Annotated in this window: 18 protein-coding genes and 2 pseudogenes; 9 read left to right on the plus strand and 11 right to left on the minus strand. The window is 64.8% G+C overall.

Annotation, left to right across the window (positions count from 1 at the left end):
• The 3 genes and pseudogenes from EJP67_RS00005 to EJP67_RS00015 all read right to left on the minus strand — a co-directional run.
• Positions 1-282 (minus strand): annotated as a pseudogene (locus tag EJP67_RS00005) (LysM peptidoglycan-binding domain-containing protein); the annotation flags it as partial.
• Between the two features lie 44 nt (positions 283-326).
• Positions 327-806 (minus strand): annotated as a pseudogene (locus EJP67_RS00010) (type VI secretion system Vgr family protein); the annotation flags it as partial.
• 289 nt (positions 807-1,095) lie between these two features.
• Complete coding sequence (locus tag EJP67_RS00015; RefSeq protein WP_240650450.1) at positions 1,096-1,917, minus strand: alpha/beta fold hydrolase; 822 nt, start codon at positions 1,915-1,917, stop codon at positions 1,096-1,098.
• A 403-nt stretch (positions 1,918-2,320) separates the two neighbouring features.
• Between EJP67_RS00015 and EJP67_RS00020 the strand changes: the two genes are divergently transcribed.
• From EJP67_RS00020 to EJP67_RS00040, 5 genes are all read left to right on the plus strand, one after another.
• Positions 2,321-2,653 carry a hypothetical protein gene (locus tag EJP67_RS00020; RefSeq protein WP_126018131.1) on the plus strand — a complete coding sequence of 111 codons (333 nt, stop codon included), beginning with the start codon at positions 2,321-2,323 and terminating at the stop codon, positions 2,651-2,653.
• Positions 2,654-2,727: 74 nt separating this feature from the next.
• Complete coding sequence (locus EJP67_RS00025) at positions 2,728-3,498, plus strand: hypothetical protein (protein WP_126018135.1); 771 nt, start codon at positions 2,728-2,730, stop codon at positions 3,496-3,498.
• Positions 3,492-4,652, plus strand: coding sequence for a hypothetical protein (locus EJP67_RS00030; RefSeq protein ID WP_126018138.1), 1,161 nt, complete (start codon positions 3,492-3,494; stop codon positions 4,650-4,652). Before EJP67_RS00025 ends, EJP67_RS00030 begins: the two co-directional genes overlap by 7 nt.
• 127 nt (positions 4,653-4,779) lie before the next feature.
• Positions 4,780-6,396, plus strand: coding sequence for a TIGR04141 family sporadically distributed protein (locus EJP67_RS00035; protein WP_126018141.1), 1,617 nt, complete (start codon positions 4,780-4,782; stop codon positions 6,394-6,396).
• 343 nt (positions 6,397-6,739) lie between these two features.
• Complete coding sequence (locus EJP67_RS00040) at positions 6,740-8,986, plus strand: AAA family ATPase (protein ID WP_126018142.1); 2,247 nt, start codon at positions 6,740-6,742, stop codon at positions 8,984-8,986.
• Positions 8,987-9,082: 96 nt separating this feature from the next.
• On the opposite strand, the gene EJP67_RS00045 is transcribed toward EJP67_RS00040, so the two are convergent.
• From EJP67_RS00045 to EJP67_RS00060, 3 genes are all read right to left on the minus strand, one after another.
• Positions 9,083-10,411, minus strand: a complete 1,329-nt coding sequence (locus EJP67_RS00045) for a sulfatase family protein (protein ID WP_126018145.1) — start codon at positions 10,409-10,411, stop codon at positions 9,083-9,085.
• Between the two features lie 133 nt (positions 10,412-10,544).
• Positions 10,545-11,540, minus strand: coding sequence for a Bug family tripartite tricarboxylate transporter substrate binding protein (locus tag EJP67_RS00055; RefSeq protein WP_184636422.1), 996 nt, complete (start codon positions 11,538-11,540; stop codon positions 10,545-10,547).
• A gap of 132 nt (positions 11,541-11,672) precedes the next feature.
• Complete coding sequence (locus tag EJP67_RS00060; RefSeq protein ID WP_476718469.1) at positions 11,673-12,725, minus strand: tripartite tricarboxylate transporter substrate binding protein; 1,053 nt, start codon at positions 12,723-12,725, stop codon at positions 11,673-11,675.
• 132 nt (positions 12,726-12,857) lie between these two features.
• On the opposite strand from EJP67_RS00060, the gene pcaQ reads away from it, so the two are divergent.
• From pcaQ to EJP67_RS00075, 3 genes are all read left to right on the plus strand, one after another.
• On the plus strand, positions 12,858-13,799 hold the full coding sequence (gene pcaQ / locus EJP67_RS00065; RefSeq protein ID WP_126020313.1) for a pca operon transcription factor PcaQ: 942 nt from the start codon (positions 12,858-12,860) through the stop codon (positions 13,797-13,799).
• Complete coding sequence (locus tag EJP67_RS00070) at positions 13,796-14,992, plus strand: DUF418 domain-containing protein (RefSeq protein ID WP_126018148.1); 1,197 nt, start codon at positions 13,796-13,798, stop codon at positions 14,990-14,992. The genes pcaQ and EJP67_RS00070 overlap by 4 nt, the downstream gene beginning before the upstream one ends.
• A gap of 92 nt (positions 14,993-15,084) precedes the next feature.
• Positions 15,085-15,768, plus strand: a complete 684-nt coding sequence (locus EJP67_RS00075) for a hypothetical protein (RefSeq protein ID WP_126018151.1) — start codon at positions 15,085-15,087, stop codon at positions 15,766-15,768.
• Between the two features lie 42 nt (positions 15,769-15,810).
• Here EJP67_RS00075 and EJP67_RS00080 read toward each other — a convergent pair whose 3' ends face one another.
• Positions 15,811-16,443, minus strand: a complete 633-nt coding sequence (locus tag EJP67_RS00080) for a LysE/ArgO family amino acid transporter (RefSeq protein WP_126018153.1) — start codon at positions 16,441-16,443, stop codon at positions 15,811-15,813.
• A 107-nt stretch (positions 16,444-16,550) separates the two neighbouring features.
• On the opposite strand from EJP67_RS00080, the gene EJP67_RS00085 reads away from it, so the two are divergent.
• Positions 16,551-17,015 carry an Lrp/AsnC family transcriptional regulator gene (locus EJP67_RS00085; RefSeq protein WP_126018156.1) on the plus strand — a complete coding sequence of 155 codons (465 nt, stop codon included), beginning with the start codon at positions 16,551-16,553 and terminating at the stop codon, positions 17,013-17,015.
• A gap of 13 nt (positions 17,016-17,028) precedes the next feature.
• Here the strand turns inward: EJP67_RS00085 and EJP67_RS00090 are convergent, their stop codons facing one another.
• Genes EJP67_RS00090 through EJP67_RS00105 form a run of 4 tightly spaced genes read right to left on the minus strand, consistent with a single transcriptional unit; the run spans position 17,029 to position 21,842 of the window.
• Positions 17,029-17,433: a YbaN family protein gene (locus EJP67_RS00090; protein WP_126018158.1), complete on the minus strand. Its 405-nt coding sequence runs from the start codon at positions 17,431-17,433 to the stop codon at positions 17,029-17,031.
• 7 nt (positions 17,434-17,440) lie between these two features.
• Positions 17,441-18,526: a mechanosensitive ion channel family protein gene (locus tag EJP67_RS00095; protein WP_126018161.1), complete on the minus strand. Its 1,086-nt coding sequence runs from the start codon at positions 18,524-18,526 to the stop codon at positions 17,441-17,443.
• Positions 18,526-20,775 carry an FUSC family protein gene (locus EJP67_RS00100; protein WP_126018163.1) on the minus strand — a complete coding sequence of 750 codons (2,250 nt, stop codon included), beginning with the start codon at positions 20,773-20,775 and terminating at the stop codon, positions 18,526-18,528. Before EJP67_RS00100 ends, EJP67_RS00095 begins: the two co-directional genes overlap by 1 nt.
• 2 nt (positions 20,776-20,777) lie before the next feature.
• Positions 20,778-21,842, minus strand: a complete 1,065-nt coding sequence (locus EJP67_RS00105) for an inositol monophosphatase family protein (RefSeq protein ID WP_126018166.1) — start codon at positions 21,840-21,842, stop codon at positions 20,778-20,780.
• Between the last annotated feature and the right edge of the window lie 99 nt (positions 21,843-21,941).

Genomic DNA, 21,941 nt, shown 5'->3' on the forward strand with positions numbered 1-21,941 from the left:
ACCATGCAGGCGCTTCAGGTTCGCCTTCAGTTCCTCTCGCCCCGCGTCTTCGTCGGGAAAGATCAGGAAGGTCCTGCCCGATCGGGTGGTGGCGAATCCGATGTAGCCCTTTGCTTTCCTGGGCGCTGGCACGCCATCGACTTTCCTGGCGGTCAGGTCGCCGGGATTGTTGATGCGCCATGGCAGCGTTCCGCCCGAGCGCAGCAGGTGACGGCCGTCCTCGCAGATGAATTCGGCGACTTCGATGTTGGGGTGGTAGGTTGCAGATATCAGTCTGGACATGCGGGTGTTTCCCTTGCTCAAGCCAAGTCGGTCAGGTGGGCTTCGATGCTCTCCATCTCGCACAGCCGCGAGACGAAGGAGAAGTCACTCTCGTCGTACTGCACGCAGTAGTCCCACACGCGGTACTCGCGGGCCAGTCGCCTCTCCATGGGGTAGCCATAGCCTTCGAGCACATCGGAGACGATGTCCGGAACGGTCCTGCCCTGGAAGATGTGGAAGTCGCTCCGCCGCGTCGCAAGCCACAGCCATGGGCGCAGCTTCATCCGGTAGAAGCTGTGCCGGGCGTCCTCTCCGGTCGGGCCGAAGGATGCGATGACACCGCCCAGGGGGCGCGTGTCACCACTCTCCGCTTTCACCGCCACGGTGGCGGTCTTGCCGAGCAGCATCTTCGGATCGACGCTGTTGCTGGTGCCCAGCAGGTCCACATCGAAGTCATGGAGCTGGCTCAGCGCCTCGCGGCCGGTGAGCCGGTGGAATTGCAGCGCTTCCCCCATCGGGGTCTGAATGGAAACCCGGCGCGTCATCGCACCGCCGAAGACGCAGAGACGCACGGCGCCGGGCGAACATGCCGGCGCGTGCCATCGAAGATGGACATGGATCCTCCCTGAAATCAGTGCCGCTCTGATCGGCGGCGTGTTTCGTCGGAGTATCCAAGTGCGCGGCGTCTTTCATTCGACGCCGCCGAATGCTTCAGCGGATTCGTGAACGAATGCGCGCAGCGGCGGTGGGGCCTCTATCTGCGCTCGAGTGTTGGTGTCGAATGTTCACTGGCTGACGAGCCAGCCGCACCCATTGAGCGCGTTCACGCTACTTTCACAAGCGGTCGAGATACCGCCCCAGCACCGAGTTGAACCGCTGCGGCGCCTCGAGCGCAGGCAGATGCGCGGTGCCCTGAAGCACGAAGCTTTCTGCCCCGGGTATGCGTTGCGCCAGCACGCTGCATCGCTCCTGCAGCAGCGGCAGGTCGAGATCGCCCCACAGCACGAGCGTAGGCGCCCGGATGGCCTCTACGCGCTCCCATGCTGAAGGCTCCTCGGTTGCCGCACCAGGGTGGGCGGCTCGCAAGGCCTTGCCGTTCATCGACAGGAAGAGCTGGCGCGCGTCGCCTCCCACTCGGCCTGCCGGGCTCAAGGGGCCGTCCAGCCACAGGCGCGCCCGAAGCTCGTTCTTCGCATCCAGGTCGCCCAGCGCCTCGGCAGCGCTGATCGCATCCATGATCGATTTCACCGGCTCGCCATGCTGCGGGGCGGGTGCGCCGCGCACGCCCGGCGCAACAACAACGAGTCCGCTTACCCGGTCGGGCCGGGCCAACGTCGCATCGATGGCAACTCGGCCTCCCAGTGAGCAGCCGACCAGCACAGCCTTGTCGTAGCCCAGCGAATCCATCACCGCCCAGAGATCGGCCACGTTGGAATGAGGCGTCGGGTGCAGCGTGCGCGAATCGCCGAAGCCCCGTCGGTCGTAGCTCGCCACCGGGTGCGCCGACGTCAGCGCGCTCCATTTACCGTGCCACGTGCGCCGGTCCGCGACGTTGGCGTGCAGAAAAAGAACAGGCATGCCGGTGGCGCCATCGTCTGCCTGGTGCTCGACCGCAAGCGACGCGCCGGGCACTTCAATCCATTCCAGTTTGCGCATGCTCGCGACGATAGTGATTCAGGGCCGCGTTGACCAACGAACGAGACTGCCTTCAGCCTCCAACTGTCAGAGCTTTGTGTCCCGCCGCAGCGCCCCGGCAGATATCCCGCCGATTCGAGAAATCCTCGACGAAATCTTTTCTCTTGCGCGGCTTCGCTTCTCTAAAGTGAATGCCCCTGTCGCAAAACGCCCCTCCTTGTGGGCGACGACCACCGATCGTGAAAGGAGCTCCCCCCAACGGCTGACCAAGTGAACTGATGAACCGCCTGCCTCACGGCGGGTTGCCGGTGCTCCTCGGTGCACTGGTGCGAACGTGAGGCACAAAAGGCGACGGCCAGGGCGCGCAAACACCCTGACCGTCTGACCACATGACGTGCATAACCTCGAAAAGCGAGCACACCAAATGGCTACCCGAATTATGGCCGGGCGTCCCACGCCCAAATCTTCCCGCCGCAGCGGCAGCAGCAACAGCAACAGCACCACGCGCGGCACCACCACCAAGCCCACGGCGCCCACCCCGACGCCCGACGAGGCAAGGGAACTACTCGAAATCAAACTGGCGCAGCTGAACTCGCTGCTGTGGTGCTGTTATGGCGACGGCAACGGGTGGTTCGAGGAGGCGGGGGAGAAGCATCGGGACAACATGCTCTGGATTGCTTCTGATCTGGCTCGGGAGGCGGAGATGTTGTTGGAGGTGAGTAGTGGGGATAGGGGAGGGCAGGCCGGGATCGGCTGACAGCCCGGCATCCCACAAAAGCGGGATGCACTAGAACTTTCCTCTCCGCTAATGTCGGGCTGAGGAGGGTTCCTATGCCGATCCCAAACTTGTTCTACGGGCACCAAGATGCCCTGATGAGAGGCGCATCGCCCACAACGTTGGCTGTGGGCGACTCCTGGTTCTGGTATCCGTTCGACAACCTGCTCGGCGAGATCGCCGGGAGCCGACCGCTGCAGTCGATCGTCGTGGCGGGCTACAACGGCTCCGAGGCGTCGGAATGGAAGGGCAAGTACGCCGACTCCATCAAGACCACCTTCGACATGTACGCGAGAGGCCCTCTCGTGAAGGCGCTCCTGCTTAGCGGTGGCGGGAACGACATCGTGGGCCAGACGAACTTCCCGAAGCTGATCAAGGCCAACTGTTCGGCCTGCCAGTCAGTTCCAGCGTGCTACGCCGATGACCAGCCATCGAAGGCGCTGGAAAAGATCATCGGGCACTACCGAAGGCTCATCAAAATCTTCAGGACCTACAACCCGACCGCCGTGGTCGTGCTTCACAACTATGACGACGCATACGCCACGGGAGAGGGCGTTTTTGGGCCTGCCGACTGGCTCAAGGTGCCGATGGAGAAATGCAGCGTTCCTGTCTCGCTGCGCAAGGATCTATTCGCAGACTTGGTGACTGCCTTCGGCAAGGCACAGGACGCGTTGGCGGCGGAACCCGGTTTGGGAAAGATCGTCGCGCTGAAGACGACAGGCACATTGACGGTGCATCAGTGGGCCAACGAACTGCACCCCACTCCCGAAGGATTTCGGCGGCTGACAGAGCGGAAGTTCTTGCCAGCACTGGACGCCGTTTGGTGAAGATCAGCGCGGGCAAGACGGAGAAGCGCAAAGCTTACGGAGGCGAGAAGATGCATTGGAGTGCGACAACTGCTGCCGCAGTGGCGTTCATGTTGATGCCGTGGACGACCTTAGCTTTCGAGCTGTCTCCAGACGGGACTTCGTTCGAAAAGAAACTTGCGCAGAAAGGGCAACCAACAGGGGACAGGTTGCTCAGCAAGCTGACGGACTTGGGCGTTCGAAAATTCGGTAGCCCTGTCCATGAAGAAATCGCAAACCGATCATTGGATTGCGATGGAGACGCTGACATTTGCGCTGACCCCGACTGGGACCCAGCACAGGCCTATGTGCTTGCCGGAGTGCGCTGGAACGATGACCCGCCATTCCGGTTCGAGTCTTCGTTCGGAAAGTACAGGGGATGCAAGGCCGGAGACACAGTGCGCCTCGTCGTCCAGCCCGAATGCTGGGCACGGGTGTTCTACGACGGCAAGACAAGAGCGGCTCGTGGCGAAGTGCTGAACGCCAAGACGGCGCCATTGCTTGTGCGCTCCCACTTTGGGGACATGCAGTTCCTTCACGCGATGGGATCGGTCGATGGTGAGCCGCCGGACGTCACCTACGGGCGAATCATGATGTGGGCCGAATTCACGTGGAAGGTTGCGACCAGAAAAATCCCCGCAAACGGCATCGTTGCGAATCAAGACGTGGCGGGTATTCGCGACGTCTTTGGTATGAACGGATGGAGTGTGCAGGACCTGTTTGCACTCGGCAACCCCAATATCCGCAAACCTTCCTATCTGGGTGCGGTCGCGTTCGGAAGCCTCCTACATACCACTCAGGATTCGTTCTCTCGAGCGCATGTCGAGCGGGAACAAGTGACGAAGGGGGCCAAGTGCCCGGGCGCTGCTAGCGACTATGCGGCGCCAGGCGCCATCAGAGAGTTTCACGCTTATGGTCGCCAAGATGCAGACAAGCACTCCACCGCGGACGTTCGTGCTGCGTTCTCAGTTCACTGGGCTTCCGGCGCACCAAGCGCGGTGGACGTAGGAAGAGTGCTTGCGCAGTTTTATGACCGTCAAGCGGAGTGGATGGAGGTTCGGCCGTATGTGGAATGCGTATTTCGGTTGGCACCGAATGCGACGGCTGCGTCTCCTGGTGACTACGCGGTTGATTGAGGGGCGCGACCCATTGAGATTTCAAATGATTTGCCGTGACTATCTCTTTGGTGGCGCAGCAGGCAGTTCACTAGGCCAAGAAAATTCTTGGCTGTCGGTCGACAGTGCACCAGTTTAGGAAAATGAGATGGCAAAGAGCTACCGCCGCCTGAATATTTTTATGGCAAAGCCCTTAAGTGACGGACAACGTTTTGAGGACCTGCTCGCTGACGCGCCGGTGGACACTTACCCAATGGCAGATGCCTTGGATATCGACGGAACCCTTTACGTGAGGAGAAGCGCGGAGAAGAGGCCTAGTTGGGGTTCTGTGCTCGACGAGGTAGCGGGCCGCGTCATACTGGGCCTCGCAAATCAATCGAGTGCTGCGGTGCTACTGCTTCGAGTGGACGGCGACATCTTTGCCTTTGTCTTTGGCTATGGCCGGTATCTAATCGAGCAGTCGCTTTTTGTTCAGGACTTTGGCCTCCGCACGGCGCTCAACACGCTCGACGACAAGTCACTGCGCAGCGTCGATTTGCATACCCTAGAAGACCAGCCTGTTCAGAAGAAATCTCAGGCTGCTCGCGATTCGGAGGTAGGGGTGTTCGGCATCGACATCCTACGGGACGTTCTTCGCGCCGTGACGGGTGTCCCCAAGCGCGGAGTTGGCCTTACGCACATCGCCGGTGGAGACGCGATGTTCTCTTTTGGTGCCGACATGGAAGCTGCGGATTTCCCGACATTGGCCCGCCGCGTCAAAGGCTACTACACCAATGACGACTACAAGACGTCCTTCTCGTGGGTGGACAACGTCCGCAGGGTCAAGGACGACGTCTCGATTGATGCGCTGAACGCGAAGTTGGTCCAAGCTGTATCTGCGCGTAATCCTGGAATCATGGTCACGCTGCCGGAGATCGGCGCATGGGACACGATCCTCGGCTTTAGCTTTACACGGAATAAGGACGGTGTGCGTCCCGTCATCGATTCTGCCGACTACTTCGGCACCATTCCTGATTTGGCGCGTCTAACCATCGAGGGCTTGAAGCGCGACCGGCTTTTTGTTCACGACGTCGATGGCAACATTACCGAATACCCTGTGTATCGCTGCATCTACTTCGAGATCGTCGACGGCGACAAAACGAAGATCATCTTCGATGGAAAATGGTACGAAGTTGATGCAACATTCATTGGCCGCATTGCCGAGATATTGAACTTGGTCCAGATATCCACCCTTACATTCCCAGCAGTTGAAGTGTGGGACGAGGGGGGTAAATCGAAAATTGAATCCGAGGGCGATTACAACATTCGAGCGGCCGCGGCGCATGGATATTTCCTGCTGGACAAGAAGCTCGTCAAGACCGACCGATCCACATCGCCCATAGAACTCTGCGACCTCCTTACTCCTGCTAAGCAATTGGTGCACGTAAAGCATCGCAAGGGCGGATCGGCCGGACTGAGCCATCTCTTTGCTCAGGGCGGAGTGGCCGCTGAAATCATGCTTGGTGACAAGGCGTTCCGCAAAAAGGCGCGAACGGTGCTGCGCAGGGTAAATCCGGCCGCAGGTGATCTCGTGCCCTTGGACACCCTCAGGAGTGCCGACTATGAGATTGTTTTCCTTATCTTGGGCGAGGGCAGTGCGACGCTCAAGCAGAACTTGCCGTTTTTCAGCAAAGTCAACCTATCGAAAGCTTTCGAAAACCTTACCCAACGTGGATTCAGGGTATCGATTTCTGGCGTGCCAACGACACCGCGCTTGACCCCTTAATCAAGAAGTCTGTGCAGGCGGTAGAGCCCGGATTGGGAAAGCAGTTGAGCGTAAGACGACGGGTACTTTGCGAAGGATCAATGGGCCACCGAATTGCATCCCATGCCTGAGGGGTTTCGACAGCTCTCAGAGGTGAAGTTCTTGTCGCTGCTGGATGCTGTGTGATTGCAGTCAGCAGAAGGCTGCAAGAGAAGAGCAAAGAAGTACGACGGTCGAAAGATGCACTAGACCGCGACGAGCGTAGCCGCTACGGCGTTCCTGTTGAGCCGGGGAGCGCAATGGAACGTCCTGGGGCCAAGAGACTACTAAGCGTGCCGCCCCTTACCAACATGGAGGCCATGAAGTGCTCAAGAGCATCAAGAGGATTAAGGGGCTGGGGGTATTTAGCGATTACGCTCCCCCCGCCGGGACGGCTGAATTCGGCGTCAAAAACATCATCTACGGTTGGAACTACTCGGGAAAGACGACCCTCTCGCGCGTGTTTTCCCACTTGGAGCACGGCGACTATCCGCCGGATCTTGGCGGCTACAACTTCGTCGTCGACACGGACGCTGGGTATGTCAACGAGGGCAACGCCAAGACCTGCGACGACCTTGTGCGTGTCTTCAACTCGGATTTCATTCATGAGAACCTGAACTTCGGGGGCTCCACAGCGCGTCCTATCCTGCTTCTGGGGGCTGAGTCCGAGGAGGCTCAAAAGAAGATTGGTGAACTGACCGACCTGCGGAAACGGATCAATCAAGCCATTGCAAAGCAGGAGAACAAGGCGACTGCGGCCGAGAAGGCCCTTGGTGACCTTAAGAAGAAGGCGGCGGTGGCCACCAAAGATGCCCTGCAGCTCACCGAGATTTACACAGCGACCCAGCTCGAGAGGGATCTGACTACCGTCGCGATCGGCGTGGACTGCAAGTTGACCGACGAGCAGCTCGAGGCTGACACGAAGCTTGCTCGAACGTCGGAGCAGGACGCGTTGCCGCCGATTGACAAGTTGGACGCCGAAAGCTCGTTGCCTGACGTCTGGAACGACGCCCGTAAGCTGCTTACGCAGAAGCCAGAGATGCTGCATGTAATCGGATATCTCACTCAAAACACCGCAGTCGCGCGTTGGATCGAGATCGGACTTCCGTTGCATAAGCACAAGGAGATTTGCGAATTCTGCGGAAACTCTCTGAGCGCAGAGCGGTTGAAGGAACTCCGCGAGCACTTTTCAAAAGATCAGGCTGACTTCAAGGACAAGCTTGAAATGCTCCTCGCACGTGTTTCCCAGGCCCAACTGGCGTTCGCTCCAGCGAGCGCGCTGACGGTGAATGCGCAGTTTCGAGATCGCTATATGGCAGCAGCTGACATTGCACAGGCAGCGGGCGAAGCGCATGACAAGCTCGTAGCCGAGTTGGAAGGAGAGGTGCGAGAGAAAATCGCGGCGCCCTTCGCCGCCCGAGAGCTTGCGACCCTTGACGAGACTGCAGTTAATGCCTGGATCAAAGCAGGAGTGGCTTTGGATAAGGTGATCGGCGAACACAATCAAGTGGCTCAGCACTTCAAGCAGGAGAAGGTCGAGGCGATCAAGCGTGCCAAGCTTCATCATGCGCAAGCCTTTTATGAGCGCGAGGATCTGGAGAGACGTGCGGGGAAACAAAAACGATATGGCACGCGAGTGCAGAAGCTGAAAGCATGTGGAGACTCGGTCGAAAAGCAGAGGCTCGATCTGGAGGCCACGATCAGCCAATCGCAAAAAGGCCGCGAGGAAATTAACCAGCGCATCGAGAACCTTCTTGGATCGGACAGCGTGCAGATTAAGGTGCTGAAGATTGCAGGCGAGGAGCGATTCCAACTGGTGCGACGCGACGGCAGCATCGCTAAGCATCTAAGCGAAGGCGAGAAGACGGCCATTGCCTTCTCGTTCTTCCTAACCAAACTCAAGGAACTCAAGAACTTCGACAAGGCGATCGTCTATATCGATGATCCGATCTCTAGCCTTGACAGCAATCACATCTTCCAGGTTGCTGCAATCATTCGTGAGATCTTTTTCGAGCAGGCAGGAGGGTCGGGCGGAGAGTGGAAGACGAAGTGTCAGCAGGTCTTTTTTTCCACGCACAACTTCGAATTCTTCGGACTTCTCCGCGATTTGCCGGTGAGCGCGAAGAAGACCTCAAATTACTTGGTCAAGCGAGTCTCGCCAACCGCATCGACTTTCGGGAATATGCCGGATTCGATGGCCAAGTACTCCTCGGAATATCACTTCCTCTTCTCGGTGTTAGATGATTTCAGGAACGCCACGGACAAGTCCGACTACAAGGTGCTGATGCACATTCCCAATGCGGTACGCCGCTTCGTAGAGCTCTACACCTACGCGAAATATCCTGATTCGGTCAACGGAACGGTGGACCAACGCGCCGAGAGGCTGTTTGGCCTGGAGAAGTCCAAGCGCATATTGAAGGTTCTGCACTACTTCTCACACGCCAACAACATCGAACGCATTGCCTCGAATACCGACCTAATCTGCGACATCGAGGCTGCGGTGGATGATCTGATCTCACTCATCGAAGTGCAAGACCCATTGCACTTTGAAGCGCTTAGATCCGCCCTTTAAGACGGCTCGATCATGTCTGCCGGTGCAAGCCTTGGGGCCTTGCGTTTGCGGCGGTATGCGCGCGCTTTCTACGATACCAGCCCTCGCTGCTTTCTCTTACCTCTGCGGCATGTCCTTGACCGAATACCCCAGGCTCACCGTCGCATCCTCCGGAATCGCCGGCATCGTCGCATTCCAGGCCTGCCAATCCGCCCGCATCGCAGCCAGCCGCTCCGGCTCCTTCTTCGCCAGATTCGCCCGCTCGCGTTCATCCCCGGGAATGTTGAACAGGTACTCGTTGCCGTCCACCTTCAGGTACTTCCAGTCTCCATCGCGCAGCGCTTCCTGTCCGCGATGGTTCATGCGCCAGTGCAGCGGCCGGCGGAAGCTCTTCGATGCGTCCTTGAGCACGGGCATCAGCGATACGCCGTCCAGCGGGTAGTCGGGGTGCGCGGCCACGCCGGCTGCGTCGAGCATGGTGGCCGACCAGTCCATGGTCATGCACAGCTGGGTGCTCTCGCCGCCCTTGGCGATCACGGCGGGCCAGTGCGCGATCCATGGCACGCGGATGCCGCCTTCGGTCAGGTCCATCTTGCCGCCGACCAGCGGCCAGTTGTCGGAGAAGCGTTCGCCGCCGTTGTCGCTGGTGAACACGACCAGGGTGTTGTCGGCCATGCCGTGCTTCTTCAGCGCGTCCATGATCCAGCCGATGCCTTCGTCCATGTGATGGATCATGCGGCGGTACACGTTGATGTTGCCGCCGGCCAGGTCGAACAGGTTGTCCTTGATGTTCGGCGCCTTGGCCGCGTCGTCGCGGGTTTCCCACGGCCAGTGGGGGGCGGTGTAGTGCAGGCTCAGGAAGAAGGGGGCTTCCTCTTTTTTCTGAAGCGCTGCCATGCGCTCGACGTAGTCGACGGCGCGCTTCGAAAGGACGTCGGTGAGGTAGCCCTCTTCCTGCTTGTCTTCCTCGCCGAACCACAGGTCGTGGCGGCCGGTGGAGTCGCAATGCGTGAAGTAGTCGACGCCGCCCGACATGGGGCCGAAGAACTCGTCGTACCCCGAGCGCAGCGGGCCGAAGGTGGGCGGGTAGCCCAGGTGCCACTTGCCGATGAGGGCGGTCTGGTAGCCGCTGGCCTTCAGCAATGAAGGCAGGGTGGGGTGGTCGGTGGGCAGGCCCAGGGTGGTGCTGCCACGGCTCCTGCTGTTGATGGGCTCCTCGGCCGCGCCGCGCAGGCGGTACTGGTAGCGGCCGGTGATCATGCCGAAGCGTGTGGGCGAGCACACGGGCGAGTTGGCGTAGCCCTGGGTGAGCTTCAGGCCGTTGGCGGCCAGGCCGTCGAGCACTGGCGAGACGGGGCCGAACGCCGCGTCGCGGCCGCCGTAGCAGCCGAGGTCGGCATAGCCGAGGTCGTCGGCGACGATGAAGATGATGTTGGGTCTGGTCATAAGTTGATCGCGCCTTCGAGGCTAGGAGGTCTTTTCGGGGAACACCGCGGAACCGGCTTTGCCGGGCCGCCGGTGTTGCCCCCTGCAAGGGGGTTGGCGAAGCGACACGAAGTGCGCGAAGACTGGGGGTCGTTCAAGGCTGGTAGCCCGATTTCTGCACCACGGGCGCCCACTGCGCGCGGTAGGCCTTGAGCATCGCGGCGGTCTGCGCCTGGGTGCTCACCACGGGCGTCATGCCCGAGTCCTTGAACTTGCGCTGGGTGTCCGGGTCCTGCATGACTTCGCGGATGACGACGGCGAGGCGCTCGACCTTTTCCTTCGGCATGGTGGCCGGCGCGAAGAAGGTGTTCCAGCCGGTGGCCGCGAGGTCGAGGCCGGCTTCCTTGAAGGTGGGCACGTCGGGCACGAAGGGCGAGCGCTTGGCGCCCGAAATGGCGAGGATGCGCAGCTTGCCCGCGGTGTGCTGCGGCACGGCCACGTCTTCGGTGTCGACGGCCACGGGCACCTGCCCGCCGATCACGTCGTTCAGCAGGGGCGCCGAGCCGCGGTAGCCGATCACCTGGGTCTGCACCTTGGCCTTCTCGCCGACCATGAGGCCGAAGAAGTGCGGCAGGCTGCCGGTGGCCGGCACGCCCACGTTGGCCTGCGCGGGGTTGGCGCGCATCCAGGCGAGCAGGTGGTTCAGCTCGCGCACGGGCAGGGTGGGCGACACGGCGAGCGCGAAGTTGTAGTCGTTGACGTACGACACGGGCACGAAGTCGCGGTCGGGGTCGTAGTTGTTGTCCTTGAAGACCAGCGGCGCCACGATCATCACGGCGGGGTTGGCGAGCATCAGCACGTTCTGGCTGGCGGGCGTGGCCTTCACCTGCTGCGCCGCGAGGCGGCCGCCGGCGCCAGGCTTGTTGTCGACCACCACGGGCACGCCCAGGCGGGTGGTGAGCTTGTCGCCCACGATGCGCGCCACGCGGTCGGTGGCGCCGCCGGGGGCGTAGCCGACGACGATGCGCAGGGGCGTGTCGAACTTGACCTCGGCGGCCACCGCGCTGGTGGCGAAAGCCGTCGCAATGCCGGCAATGGCCAGGATGCCGGCAAGGCGGCGGGTGATGGAGAGGGATGGGGTCGGCAGCATGGTGGGCAGGTCCTTGTCTTCGTCGTTCAGGCGATGGCTATCGATGGCAATCGAGTATGGCCGCGGGATCCGCAGTTGCGGACGATTCTGAAGAGGCCGCGCTCGATTGATCAAATCAACCATTCACCGGACTTACCCTTCCTGCTGCTCTTTGCCAGTCTGCCGTTTCAGTCGACCTTCATGCCGGTGGCCTTCACGATGCGGCCGTAGCGCGCCTGGCTGGCGGCAAGGTGCTCGCTGGCAACGGTGCCGGTTTCTCCCAGCGGCACCATGTCGAGCGAGGCGAGGCGCGACTTGATCTCGGGCAGCGCCATCGCCTTCTGCAGCGCGGCGCGCAGCGTCTGCGCCACAGGCTCGGGCGTGCCGGCCGGCAGCATCGAGACGTAGAGCACCTCGAATTCCAGGCCCTTCAGGCCCAGTTCGCCCACGGTGGGCACCCTGGGGCAGCAGCGGCGAGCGTTGCTTGCCGGTCACGGCCAGGGCGCGCAGCTTGCCCGCCTGCACCTGCGGCAGCAGGCCCGGCGTGGCGAGGATGCCGGCCTGCACCTCGTCGCCCATCAGCGCCAGCACGGCCGGCGCGTTGCCCTTGTAGGGCACGTGCGTGATCTTGGCGCCCGTGTCGCTGGCGAAGATCTCGGCGGCGATGTGGCCCGGGCTGCCGTTGCCGGCCGAGCTGAAGGTGGCGGGCTCGGCCTTGGCCTGGGCGATGAACTCGGGCAGCGTCTTCGCCTTCACGCCCTGCGCCACGCCGAAGGCCAGGCCCGAGGAGCTGAAGATCATCAGCGGCTTCAGGTCTTTTGCCGCGAAGGGCATCGAGGCGTACAGGTGCGGGTTGATGGTGAAGGTGCTGTCGATGCCCAGCAGCACGGTGTAGCCGTCGGCCGGGCTCTTGGCGACCAGGTCGGCGCCGATGTTGCCGCCCGCGCCGGGGCGGTTGTCGACGATGAAGGGCTGCTTCAGGTCTTTCTGCAGCGCGTCGGCCAGCGCGCGGGCGAGGATGTCGATGGGCCCGCCCGCCGGGAAGTTGACGAGCAGCCGCACCGCCTTGGCGGGGTAGGGCGCGTCGGCGGCCAGGGCCTTCGTGGTGGCGGTGGCGCCGAAGGCGAGGGCTGCGCAGGTTGCGAGGGCAGCGGCGAGGCGGCGGCGCGTGCCGCGAAAGGTGTTGCTGGGCGAACCGGTGGTCATGTCGTCTTGTCTCCGTTATCCAGGGCAACTCTAGGTGGCCGGCGGGGGCGGCACAACTGAAAGCTCTTCTGCCAGCTATTCCGGCTGGTTATATTGAAGAGGCCACTCTCCCAAGGAAACACCGTGTCAGCCATGAACTTTGGGCGCCTGAAGATGCGCCACCTGCAGTGCCTCGTGATGGTGGCGCAGGAGCGCAACCTGGTGCGCGCGGCCAAGGCGCTGTCGCTCACGCAGCCGGCGGTGTCGAAGACGGTCGCCGAGCTGGAGGAGATCGTCGGCCGCCAGCTGCTGCTGCGCCGCCGGCGCGGCGTGGAGCTCACGCCCGCCGCCGAGGTGCTGGTGCGCCACGCCGTCTCGGCGCTGCGCGGCCTGCGCGAGGGCCTGGGCCTGGCCATGGACCAGCCCGAGGCCGACCAGCTGCGCGTGGCCGTCGGCGCGCTGCCCAACATGGTGGCCAACCTGCTGCCCGAGGCCGTGGCCATGCTGCACGCCTCGCAGCCGGCGCTGCGGGTGCGCGTGGTGAGCGGCACCAACGCGCAGCTGATGACGCAGCTGCGCCAGGGCGAGATCGACCTCGTGCTCGGCCGCCTCGCGCAGGCCTCGGCCATGGCCGACCTGGCCTTCGAGCAGCTCTACAGCGAGCCGTTGCTGCTGGTCGCGCGGCCCGGGCATCCGCTGGCGGCACGCCGCAAGCCGCCACTCGACGCGCTGGCGGGCCATCCGCTGGTGCTGCCGGTGTCGGGCACGCTGATCCGGCACACGGCGGACGCCTTTCTCATCGCGCAGGGCATGGCGCTGCCCGGGCGGATGGTGGAGGCGACCGACACCAGCTTCGTGCTGGGGCTGCTGCGGCGCTCCGATGCGGTGTGGTTCGCGCCGCAGGGGGCTGTCGAAGGGCTGGTCGAGCGCGGCGAACTCAAGCGGCTGGCCATCGACACCTCCAGCACCGAGGGGCCGGTTGGGCTCACCATGCGGCGCGGCGACGAGCCCGGCGAGGGCGCGCGGCTGCTGGTCGATGCCATCCGCGAGATCGTGGCGGCACGGCCCCGCGAGCCTGAGGGGGTGCCGGCATGAGCGGCAGCGAGAAGACCGCCCCCGGCGAGCGCCAGTCGCTGGTCGACGCCCTGCGCGGCTTCGCGCTGCTGGGCATCCTCGTCGTGAACATCGCGAGCTTTTCTTCCACGTACTACGGCGCGGGCATTCCAGACCCGATGGCGCAGTCGGTGCTCGAACGCGCGGCGCTGCTGGTGCGCACGCTGGTGTTCGAGACTAAGTTCTACCTGCTGTTTTCCTTCCTCTTCGGCTACAGCTTCACGCTGCAGATGCAGTCGGCCGAGCGCAACGGAAAGTCTTTCGCGCCGCGCATGGGCCGGCGGCTGGTGGGGTTGTGGGTGCTGGGGCTGGTGCATGCGGTGGTGCTGTACCACGGCGACATTCTCACCACCTACGCGGTGCTGGGCGCGGTGCTGCTTCTGCTGCGGCGGCGCGGCGACTTGTTCATGGCGCGCGCCGCGGTGTTCCTGGTGCTGGCCACCTCGCTGCTGTGGGCGGGCATCGGCTACCTGCTGGTGAAGGCGGGCGTGCCGAACGACACGCGCACGGCCTATGCGGATGCCGCCAGGGCGCTGGCCGCGTATCGCGGAACGCCGTTCACGGTGATCGTGCAGCACCTGCGCGAGCTCTCGCAGATCTGGTGGATCACCGGGCTGGTGCAGGCGCCGACGGCGCTGGCGATGTTCTTCGCGGGCTTCATCGCGGGGCGGCGCGAGCTGTTCGCCAATGCCGATGCGTACCGGCCGCTGTTCGAGCGACTGCTGCGCTGGGGGCTGGTCATCGGGCTGCCGGGCGCGGCGGTGTACGCCTTTCCTTCGATCCGGCTGGACAACCCGGTGCGCGAGCTCTACGGCCTCGCGGCCACGCTGCTCACCGCGCCATTCCTCACGGCAGCCTACGCGGCCGGCCTCGTGCTGCTGATGCTGTCGCCGCGCGGCCGGGTGCTCGAAGCCATGCTCGCGCCGGCAGGCCGCATGGCGCTGACCAACTACCTGACGCAGTCGCTGGTCTGCGCATGGCTCTTCCTGGCCTACGGGCTGCGCTGGATCGGCACCATGGGCCCCCTGGCCGCCACCGGCATCGCCTTCGCGATCTTCGCGGTGCAACTGGTGCTGAGCCGGTGGTGGATGGGGCGCTTCGTCTACGGGCCGGTCGAGTGGGTGCTGCGTGCGTTCACGAACCTGGAGCTTCCGCCGATGCGGCGCAAGCATTGACGCCCTTTGTCGCTGGCAAGCGGGCGTGGGTATGCGATCCTCTCGGCCAAGCGTGCGCAGAGTTGCCGCCGCCATTCATGACGGAGGAGTCCATGGGTATTGAGTACAGGCACTTTCTTGTCGTCGACGATGCCAATTGGCGGCCGAGCGCCGACACGGCCGCGCGGGTCGCGAAGCTTCTGGCCGAATGGTCAATCGGTACGGAGCTTGTCGAGGCGGTTGACTTGTCGCGGCGAGAGAACGTGTCTTTCGAGGAGGCGGGCGCGCTCGCTGCCTCTGGGCCGGGAGTCGCGCTGCGATATCGCGGCGTCAAAGCGGCACCTGTGGCGGCGCTCGCGGGGCCTTCCAACTACGCGAGCGTGAGACCCTCCGACCGTTACACGACGGAGACCGTGCTGATATTGGGTAATGACTACCGTATCCAACACAGTTCCGACAGCATTTTTTTCGATCTTGTTTCACCGCCGCTGGCCGTGAATGGACAGCAACTCGCGCCGGATGAGGCGGAGCCCTACCGCTACATCTACAGCGAGAGTTTCTCGTCGGACTACGTCCTGAAGCCGCCTGTTGTACGCGCGCAAGTCGAGGGGTTCGCCCGTAAGAACATCGACTGGACCGAGTGCCTGGGTTTCTGGAGAGGTGGACTGGTGATCGATTTCGGCAAGGACCTGCCGGGTTTTGTCGAGTCGGTCCACCGACTTCCGGCGCGGGCGTTCGTGGAGGCGCTGCAGGATGTGTTCAGAGGGCCGGTGGTGGAGATTGGCGAGTTCTATTGAGGGTTTGATCGCCGAGTCGGGGCAGCGGCCGCGATCAGATGCTCAGCGCGGCAGCAGCGTCGACAGCTGATAGACCGCGAAGCCCAGCAGGATCGCGCCCGACAGCCGGTTGATCGACTGCATGGTCTTGGCACTGAGCTTGTGCCGCACCGACGACACCATCGTCGACAGCCCCAGCCACCACAGCGCGGAGCCCAGGAACACGCCGAGCACCATCGTCGCGGCCTGGGAGGCGCCGAGGGTGTGGCCTGCAACGTGGCCCGTCGAAATGGACGCGAATACCGCGACGAAGGACAGGATCGTCATCGGGTTCGCCAGCGTGAGCACGAAGATCGAGAGCGTGGCCTTCAGCGGCGTGGTGGCGTCCGCCGCCTGCCGGGCCTCGGTCGCCACCGGCGCGCGAAGCAGCTGAACGCCCATCCAAGCGAGGAAGGCGGCGCCGCCCAGCGCAAGCGGCACGCGGGCCGCCACCATCGACGCGATGACGGCCGACACGCCCAGTGCGCCGATGGCGCCATAGAAGGCATCGGCCAGCGCGGCGCCGAGCCCGCTGAGAAAGCCGATGCCGCGGCCATGCGCGAGGGTGCGCTGGATGCACAGAAGGCCAATGGGGCCTACGGGTGCCGCGATGGAGAGCCCGATGACGAGGGCCTTGAGGAAGAGGGTGGAGTCCATGCTGTAAATTGTGTTTACAGCTTCGCCTGAGGAGAATGGCGAAGCTCAGGCGGAATGCGCTTCCTGCCTGAAATTCAAGACGAATCGACCGCCGAAGCCTGAAATCCATGGAAATCGACAGCAAGAACTGGCAGATCCTCGAAGTGCTGCAGGCCGATGCGCGCACCTCGCTCACGGCGCTGGCGCGGCAGGTGGGGCTTTCGGTGCCGTCGACCTCCGAGCGCGTGAAGCGGCTGGAAGAAGCCGGCGTGCTGGCCGGCTACCGGGCGGTGGTGCCTCCGCGCAAGGTGGGCTATACGGTGACGGCACTGGTCGGCATCACCACGCCGCAGCCCGACAAGGCGCTGCTGCTGAAGTTGCTGGAGGGTCGAAACGAGGTGCTCGAGTGCTTCCACGTCACGGGGCAGGACTCTTACGTGCTGAAGGTGGCCGCGCGCGACATCGAGCACCTGGAAGCCTTCGTGAGCGCCATCAACCACCTGGGCGAGACGCGCACGTCGATCGTGATGTCAGTGCCGATTCCGCCGCGCGCCGTTACCGCCCCGAACATGGAAAAGCAGCCGCGCCGCTAGGGGCGCCAGGGTGCTAGGTTGGAGGCAGTGGCCGCGACCACAGCCAGGCCAGCACGCAGGCCATGCACCCGATGGCCAGTGCGGCGAGCCACGCACGGTGCGCGGTGAACGACACGATCACCGCGCACACCGCCATCGTCACGGTCGCGCTCCACTTGGCGCGCCGGCTCACGGTGCGGCCGTTGGCCCAGTTGTGCAGCAGCGGGCCGAAGAGGCGGTGGCTCAGCAGCCACGCATGCAGCCTCGGCGAGCTGCGGGCGGCGGCCCATGCGGCCATCAGGATGAACACCGTGGTCGGCATGCCGGGCACGATCACGCCGATGAGGCCCAGCACCAGGCACAGCACCGCGAAGGCGTAGAGCAGCGCTCGCGTGAGCGCGGACTTGCGTTCGGGGGCGGGGGCCGGCTCGGGCTTCAAGACAGGATCAGGCCGGGACCTGTCCTTGTTGCGGCAGCTGCTCGCGCTCGGGCAGCCCGTCGGCCGAGATGCGCATCTTCGGCAGGAACTGCGGGTACTCGCGCTGCATGAAGTCGATGAGGCCCTCTCGCACGCTGCAGCGCAGGTCGAAGGTCAGGCCCGAGGTGGCGGCCGTGCACAGCACGCGGATCTGCATGGTGCGCTCCGTGGCGTCGGTCACGCGCACGTTGAAGAAGCGGCCGTCCCACTCGGGCGCGGCCTTCACGATGCGCTCGACCTCCTCGCGCAGGGGCGCGAGCGGCATGCCGTAGTCGACGTAGACGAACACCGCGCCCAGCAGTTGCGACGAATGCCGCGTCCAGTTCTGGAACGGCTTCTCGATGAAATAGCTCAGCGGCAGGATCAGGCGGCGCTCGTCCCAGATCTTCAGGACGACGAAGGTGCCGGTGATTTCCTCGACGCGGCCCCATTCGCCCTCGACCACCAGCACGTCGTCGATGCGGATCGGCTGCGCCAGCGCGATCTGCAGGCCGGCGATGAGGTTGCTGAACACGGGCTTGGCGGCAAGACCGGCCACGATGCCGATCACGCCGGCCGAGGCCAGCAGGCTCGCGCCCACCTGGCGCGCGCCGGGGAAGGTCATGAGCATCATCGCGCCGCCGGCCACGATGACCACCGACATCGCGGTGCGCGCCAGCACACGGGTTTGCGTGAGCACGCGGCGGGCCTGCAGGTTGTCGGCGATGTCGGAGGGGTTCTGCGCCAGCACGCCTTCGGCGAAGCCGCTGATGGCCTTCACCGTGAGCCAGGTGGCGGCGGCGATGAGCAGCAGGCCGGTGAGATGGCGGACGTTGCCGATGAAGCGCAGGTCGTCCGGCGCGCCCTGCCAGACCATGGTGAGCGCCACCAGCGGGAACACGAGCCGGGCGGGAGCCCTGCAATTGACCACCATCGCATGGATGGCCGGCGCGGGGCGGGTGATCCGCCTGAGCACCAGGCCGACGATGCGGTGGGCGAGAAGAGAGAGGGGAACTGCGATCAGTGCGGCAAGCCAGGTGCCGAACCAGGGATGGGCGAGTATCTCTTGGGTCATCAGGCTGTGGTCGTCTTCGCTTGTGCTGTTGTCTCGTTCAGAGGTTGAAGAATGCGCGCCGCGTCGTCGCGCAGCTGCGTGGCGAGTGCCGTGGCCAGGTCGAGGCGGCGAAGCAGCCAGGGGCTGATGTCGTTGTCGAACGGGTCGGGCAGGGGGATCGGGCCGCCGACGGCGGTCGAACCCGAACTCTCGGGGTGGGAGGGGCCGGTGGTCGGAATGGTTCCGATGGCCGCCTCGATTCGTTGCGCGGTGCGGCCGATGGGGCCTTCCACCTCCGCCGGCGTGAGGCGGTCGCGTCGCAGCACCAGCATCGACTTCACCGCGCTCAGCTGCGCGAGCAGCTGGTAGCTGTGGGCCTGCAGGTGCTCCAGCGGCTCCAGCGGCGGCTGCACGGCGCGCGGCTCGGAAAGCGAACGCTGCGTGGCCTGCACCAGCGCCGAGAGGCTGTCGTAGGCCTCGCGGCGCGCAAGGCGCCATTCGAGCTCGGGGCTGCTGTCGATGGCCTTGAGCTGGCCCAGGCCCAGCGCGAGGCGCGCATGGCGGGCCTGCGCGGTGAGCACGCGCGAGACCAGCGCCGGGATCTGCGTGCGCTCCCACGAGGGCAGCACGTAGCAGAAGCCCCAGGCCAGCGCGGCGCCGATGAGCGTGTCGGCGATGCGCTCGAAGAGCGCGAAGATCGGCGCGATGCCCACGTTCAGCATGTGGGCCTGCACCAGCCCCAGCACGGTGGCGGCCACCGCCGTGATGAGGTAGCGCCGCACCGCGAAGCTGTGCGCGATGGCCTGCGCGACCGTGACGATGACCAGCAGCATCAGCGCCGAGGGGTGCGCCGACAGCAGCCCCACCGCCAGCACGCAGCCCAGCAGCGTGCCGGCCACGCGGGCGTTGCGCCGCTCCAGCGTCTGCGAGAGGCTGCCGCGCAGCACCACCACGATGGTCAGCAGGATCCAGTAGTCGTGCGAGCCCCAGGGCATCGACACCGCGATGGCGTAGCCGGCCGCGATGGCCAGCGCGGCGCGGATGGCGTGGCGCAGCGGCGGCTGGTCCCAGCTCCACAGCGTGAAGAAGGGGCGCAGCGACCAGTCGGTGGGGCTCACGAAGAGCTGCCAGTTGGCGCGCACCACGGCCAGGTTGGGCTCGACGTCGCCGCGCGCCATGGCCGACAGGCGCAGCACCTCGTCGTTTATGTGGCCGATGCGGCTGGCCAGCCCGCGCGCGAGCATGGCGGCCGTGGGGCCGATGTGGCCGGCAGGGCCATCGGCGCTGTCGTCGGCCGAGACGTGGATGGCCGCCAGGCGCGGGCGGCGGTCGACCACGGCGTCGGGGTGGCGGCCGAAGAGCAGGGCGTCGGCCAGCGCTATGGTCTCGTCGGCGAGCTCTTCGAGCACGCGGCGCATCTCGATGAGCGCGTCGGCATGCGCGGGGTGCGCGCGCAGGGTGTCCAGGTCGAGCTCGCTGGCCAGCAGCTGGTCGCGCATCTCGAGCACGATCACCAGCATGGCGGCCAGGCGCTGGCGGCGCGGGGTGCGCGGCGATTCGAGGACGATGTCGCGCGTGGCCTGCAGCTGGTCGGCCAGCGCGGCCTGCTCGCGCAGAAGCTGGCCGAGCAGGGGCGCGGGGGTGTCGCGCACGTCGCGGGTCTCGTCCTGCGGCAGGAACTGGCTGGCCTCGGTGCGCATGAGCGCGGCCAGCGAATACAGCACGTCGGCCACCGACTGGGTGCGAAAGCGCCCGTTGAGCGCCAGGTTGGCGAGCGTGGCCCAGATCACGTACAGCCCCGCGCCCAGCCCGAAGTGCCAGGTGCGCTCGATGGCGTCGGCCATGCCGGAAGGCGCGGGCGTGGCCATGGAGAAGATCATCGAGAACATCACCGCGATGGCGATCGGGATGCCGCGCTTGCCCCAGGCCATGGCCAGGAAGGCCATGAAGGTGGCGGGCACCAGCACCAGCCCGAGGCGGATGGGGGCGCTGTGCAGCATCTGCACCGCGAAGAAGAGCGGCAGCCCGATGAGCGGCGCTGGCAGCATCTGCAGGAACTTGCCGCGGCGCGGGCCGGGCAGGTCGGGCGGCGCGGTGACGATCACGCCGGTGGCGGCGGCCGAGGCCGCGATGGTGCCCAGCCAGAGATGGACCCCGCCGGAGATGAAGAGCAGGCCCAGCGCGACGGTGAGCCCGCTCGCGACGTAGTGGCTCAGCGCGATGCGCAGAGCGGCACGGACCCGGGGCGCGGCGCTGCTGGGCCCCTGCATCGTCACTTGGCGGAGGAGTTGCCTTCGGAAGGCGCGCCGTTGGCGGGTGCCTCGCGGCGCACGCGCGTGAGCTTGCGCGGAGCGGGAGCCGCCGCCGGCGCGGCCGGGGTTTCGGCTTCGGCTGCCTCGTCGGCGAAGCCCGGCACCGTACTGCGGGCGTAGAGGTCGGTCGAGTCGTTGGAGTTGCCGGCGCTCGCCTTGGCGGAGGCAGACACGGCGCGCACGCGGTCGCTGGCGCGCAGCTTGTCGTCCACGGTGGCGAACTTGGAGTACTTGGCGAGCAGCGGCACCAGCTGGCCGTACACGCGCGGGGCGCCGGCCAGGCACTCGCGCTGGTCCATGAACTCGGGCTCGCCCGTGAAGTTGCCGATCAGGCCCCCGGCCTCGGTAACCAGCAGCGAGCCCGCCGCCACGTCCCAGGGGTTCAGTCCGGTCTCGAAGAAGGCGTCGGTGAAGCCCGCGGCCACGTAGGCCAGGTCGAGCGCTGCGGCGCCGGGGCGGCGCAGGCCGGCGGCGCGGGGCATCATGTCCGCCATGATGGCCAGGTACTGCTTGAAGTTGTCGCCGGTGCGGAAGGGGAAGCCGGTGGAGATCAGGCACTCGTTGAGGCGGGTGCGCTTCGAGACGCGGATGCGGCGCTCGTTCATGTAGGCGCCGCGGCCCTTGGTGGCGGTGAACAGGTCGTTGCGGGTGGGGTCGTAGACCACGGCCTGCTCGATCTTGCCGCGCACCGACAGCGCGATCGACACGCAGTAGACCGGGAAGCCGTGGATGAAATTGGTGGTGCCGTCCAGCGGATCGATGATCCAGACGTAGTCGGAGTCCTTGGCGCCGTACTGGCTGCCGGATTCTTCCGCCAGGATGCCGTGCCCCGGGTACGCGCCGAGCAGCGTCTCGATGATCGCTTGCTCGCTGGCGTGATCGACTTCGGTGACGAAGTCGTTGACCTGCTTCTGGGAGATGCGCACGGCTTCGACGTCGAGGGCGGCGCGATTGATGATGGCGCCGGCGGCGCGTGCGGCCTTGACGGCCACGTTGAGCATGGGATGCAGGTTGGGGGACGACATTGGATTGTGGGAAGAACGGTGGGGAGGGCCCCTGGAGACGGCCCGGCGATGCGGGCGGCGAGAATCGGGGGATTTTACCGGCTCCGCCCGTTAGTGTCC

Source organism: Variovorax guangxiensis (genome assembly GCF_003952165.1).
Lineage (GTDB): Bacteria > Pseudomonadota > Gammaproteobacteria > Burkholderiales > Burkholderiaceae_C > Variovorax > Variovorax guangxiensis.